6 protein-coding genes are annotated in these 3,610 nt (G+C 58.3%); all 6 read left to right on the top strand.

The window, feature by feature from the left end:
* A partial coding sequence (locus F2P44_RS33890; RefSeq protein ID WP_167094426.1) for a hypothetical protein occupies positions 1–338 on the top strand: 338 nt, incomplete at its 5' end.
* Positions 339–632: 294 nt separating this feature from the next.
* Positions 633–935 carry a hypothetical protein gene (locus F2P44_RS33885; RefSeq protein ID WP_167094418.1) on the top strand — a complete coding sequence of 101 codons (303 nt, stop codon included), beginning with the start codon at positions 633–635 and terminating at the stop codon, positions 933–935.
* Positions 935–1,621, top strand: coding sequence for a hypothetical protein (locus tag F2P44_RS33880; RefSeq protein WP_167094424.1), 687 nt, complete (start codon positions 935–937; stop codon positions 1,619–1,621). Before F2P44_RS33885 ends, F2P44_RS33880 begins: the two co-directional genes overlap by 1 nt.
* 442 nt (positions 1,622–2,063) lie before the next feature.
* Entirely contained in the window at positions 2,064–2,333 is a 270-nt protein-coding gene (locus F2P44_RS33875) for a hypothetical protein (protein ID WP_167094422.1), read from the top strand.
* 132 nt (positions 2,334–2,465) lie between these two features.
* On the top strand, positions 2,466–2,855 hold the full coding sequence (locus F2P44_RS33870; RefSeq protein ID WP_229423906.1) for an HNH endonuclease signature motif containing protein: 390 nt from the start codon (positions 2,466–2,468) through the stop codon (positions 2,853–2,855).
* Positions 2,856–3,072: 217 nt separating this feature from the next.
* Positions 3,073–3,588 (top strand): P27 family phage terminase small subunit, encoded by a 516-nt coding sequence (locus tag F2P44_RS33865; protein WP_167094420.1) that lies wholly within the window; start codon positions 3,073–3,075, stop codon positions 3,586–3,588.
* Positions 3,589–3,610: the final 22 nt, after the last annotated feature.

The raw sequence follows: 3,610 nt of genomic DNA, 5'->3' as shown, positions 1-3,610 counted from the left end.
GAGAGTGGTCGAGCGGCCTTCTACCGCTGCCGTTCGTGACGTGCGGATGCACCCAGCTGTACGAAGCGTTTCAGATCTGGTGCGGCCGCTCCGGCGAATCGAAGTACACGTCCCAGACGATGTTCAGCCCCGCGATTGAGCGCTATGCCGGCTCCGCGATCCGGAAGACCGCGATCAAGTACGACCTGGGCCACGACTTCAAACAGCGCCTGGTGTTTTTGGTCGGTGAACAGCCCGAAGGCAAAAACCTGCGCGAGACGGCCGAAGGCGCCGGTGCTGTTTTTGAGTCCGCAGTGAAGAAGTACCGAAGCCGGGGAGGTGACCATGTTGAGGGCTAACCCTCAACCTCCGAGGCAACCCTCAACGTCGATAGCGCCCGTCGTTATTGGGTTTGTTGGCAGTGTGGAGGGTATGGACGGTTTTTTATAGCTCCACGCGCATGTAAAGGCGCAAAACGAGCCGAAGCATGAAAGGAGATGGGACATTCATCGATAAATTTTGAATTTAACCCTCAATAGTCTTAATAGTCTCCACAACACCAATAGGAATAAGGGTTAAACCATGTTGAGGGTTGTATGAGGGTGTGGACGGTTTGTCGAAACGAAACATTTAACCAGAACAGGACGGTCAATATGTCGAAGGGCAGCATGAGGGAGCAAATGCCGGTGGTAGCTGAATTGATTGATGATCTCCGGTCCGCGTTTGGCGTCGACTACATCGATAGCATCCTGCGGGCGGGCATGCGCGGCGAGCCGGTGTTCTACGCAACGGAGAACGGCCACACGGTGGGTACGCCGGTGCCGGTGGGGATCAGGGTAGGAACGGATGCACGCGGCAGGAGCTACTTGCTCGACGGCCTTACGGAGGCCCTGCCGAAAGAGGCATCGAAATATGAAGCGCGTATGCGCCGGGAAAAACTGAGAGGAGAGCGTTGATGGAAGTGATGGAACAAGAGGCAGCGATATTTGAATCGGCGGGGCAGGCAGTGCATGTGGCCTTCCTGGTAATGGCGCAAGAGGCGATGCAGGATGCCCCGCTGCGCATGGCGCTGATCCGGATGATGGAATCGGTGAAGCTGGAAAACGGCCAGCGCCATTGGCTGGACCAACTGCGTGGAACGCGCAGCGGCGCTGTTAATTTTGGCGGTTTGACAGGTGGCGAAGTGCGCGCACAGTGCGCCATGATCACCCAGGCCGTGAAGACCAAGCTGCCGGCAGTAGAAATGTGGGTGCTGCAAGCCAAGTTCGGCGAGACTGAGCATGAAGATGTCGAACTGGGGGATCGGCAATTGCCGGCGACGGCGGCACCGCGTGTCACTAGGCGCTTCGCGTTCTCGGCTGAACGCATCGCTGCGATCAAGGGATTGTCGGACTACTTCCAGCCGCAGTTCCCGCACATTAACCCGTTTGCCATGGACTGCATGCTGGGCCGGCTCTACGCGAACCATAAGAAGCTCGACATCAGCTCACGTGACTTGGCTGCGCAGTTCGGCGGTAACCATACCAAGTACCTGCGCGCCTCGCACAAGCTGAAGAATCAGCTGCGCATCCTTGAGCAACAAGCCATGGCGCGTCTCGAACCGACGTTCATCGATCACGGCGTTATTGAAAAATTTCACTAAATGCTTTGACGTAAGTGTTCCAGCCGGTATATATTTCGGTCATTCTCGGAGTAACTGTGTACGAAGCCCGCAAACGCGGGCTTTTTGCGTTCTGGGACGCGTCTCCTTGATGTCGACCTGTCGGCGTCATTGCCCTGCCTGGCCTGTGCCACGCAGGGCATTTTTGTTTCGGCCAATGCAAAGCATGGCGGCGTTGGGCGATAACGTTAAGCGCTATGAATCTCAACAGCGAAAGGTGGTGATTTGTCTCGATCCGCAGCATAGCGGGGGATATACGCACTTTCTTGTTTGCCCGGCTATCCGGGTCTTTTTCTTCCGTGACGTACTGCTATGCCAGCATCTTAATGGCCCAGCCCCACCAGCTCAAGCAATTGCTGGACGGGGAAGGCGCCAGGGTTGTGGGCCGTGGGCAGTGTAGCTACGCATCCCAGTGGAGATACCAATGAATATCACCGACCTCATCGGCAAGGCGCCCGCAGTTCTGGTGACGCCGCAGGACACCATCGTCGTTACCATCGAGCGCTACCTTACCGGCCAGCAGCTGGCGGTCATCCAGGGCTATATGCAGAAGCGCCTGCCGAACAATCCCGTGGTGGTAATGCAAAAAGGGATGACCGTCGAGGTCTTGAAGCATGCGGTAGTGGAAGCGTGCAGCGCCCCAATCCAAGCCCCAACCTCATCCCCAGCGGCAGTCCCAATCGAGCTACTTTAGCGAGGCCGCCAGCGTGCCTCTAGTGGCGTGTAACAGGCACAGCAGCCGACGAACAAATGCCGAATCCAAAGGCAAGTGCAACACCAGGCGCGGGCGGCTGCACCATCGAACGCGCGCTATGGCGCGACGAAAATGAAGGAAAACCAAATGGTAACAAGGGCAAAGTCAGTATGTCGGCACGCCGGGTGCAATGCACTTGTCGATGTCTCTGGCCACTGCGAAAAGCACGCGGCGGCGTACCAAAAGGCCGTTGACGCGCGCCGTGGGTCCGCATCCGAACGCGGCTACAACCGGCGCTGGCAGAAGGCCCGAGAAACGTTCCTCAACCGCTCGCCGCTCTGCGTCGAATGCGACCGCGAAGGCGTGGCCCAGGCCGCCCAGGTTGTCGATCACATCGTGGCGCATAAGGGCGATGCTGGGCTGTTCTGGGATACATCGAACTGGCAGAGCCTGTGCAAGCCACACCATGATCGCAAGACCGCCAAGACAGACGGCGGATTCGGGAGAACCCCTGTCGTATGAACCGGCGGGCGCCTTTCAAGCTGCGCTCCCCGGCCCGATGTTGCGGCCATGCAAGGAGGGACAGGGCAGGAGGGGGGGGCACCTCAAAGTCTGGACCTCGCCTCATGTAGACCGTATATATCCCCCATCTTTGAGCGAGTCAAAATTTCAGAAGGGGGGGGTGTCAAATCCAGCCCTGCGTTGAGCTAGGGTCATTTTTCCCCGAAGGGAGTACACCATGAGCGCACAGAGCCATTTGACCGGCCTGCCGGGCGTGAACGGCGCCGCTGCTGCCACGTTCGACCGCATCAATGCGATCATCGAATCCGCAGTTCCCGACATGCCGGCGAAGCTGTCGGCCAAGGAGAAAAAGGTCTGGCATCACGTCACCGGAGCACTGCTGGAGTACGGCCTGGTGCACCGGACCGATGGGCTGGCCCTGACCATTATCTGCCGTACTTTCGTTGACTGGGTCGAGGCCACCGAACAGCTGGACAGGTACAAGGCGGAGAACGGCGGGAACTACATCACCGAAAGCTCCAACGGCTACCGCACGCCCCATCCGCTGTACTACGTCGCGCGCGACCATAAAAAATCGCTGCTGCAGTGGCTGCCCGAGGCCGCACTGACCATTCCCAGCTTTCAGAAGATCAAGGGTGGTTCGCTCGACAGCCAGCAAGGCAATCTGTTCGATGACCCGATCGAGGCGTTTAAGAAAGAGAAGGCCGCGCTGGGTATTCGGCGCGTCAAATGAGCGCGCAGGTAGTTGATAGCTC

Origin of the sequence: Massilia frigida (assembly GCF_011682175.1) — a bacterium.
Taxonomy (GTDB): domain Bacteria; phylum Pseudomonadota; class Gammaproteobacteria; order Burkholderiales; family Burkholderiaceae_D; genus Telluria_A; species Telluria_A frigida.
This window is presented reverse-complemented; position numbering and strand designations above follow the sequence as displayed.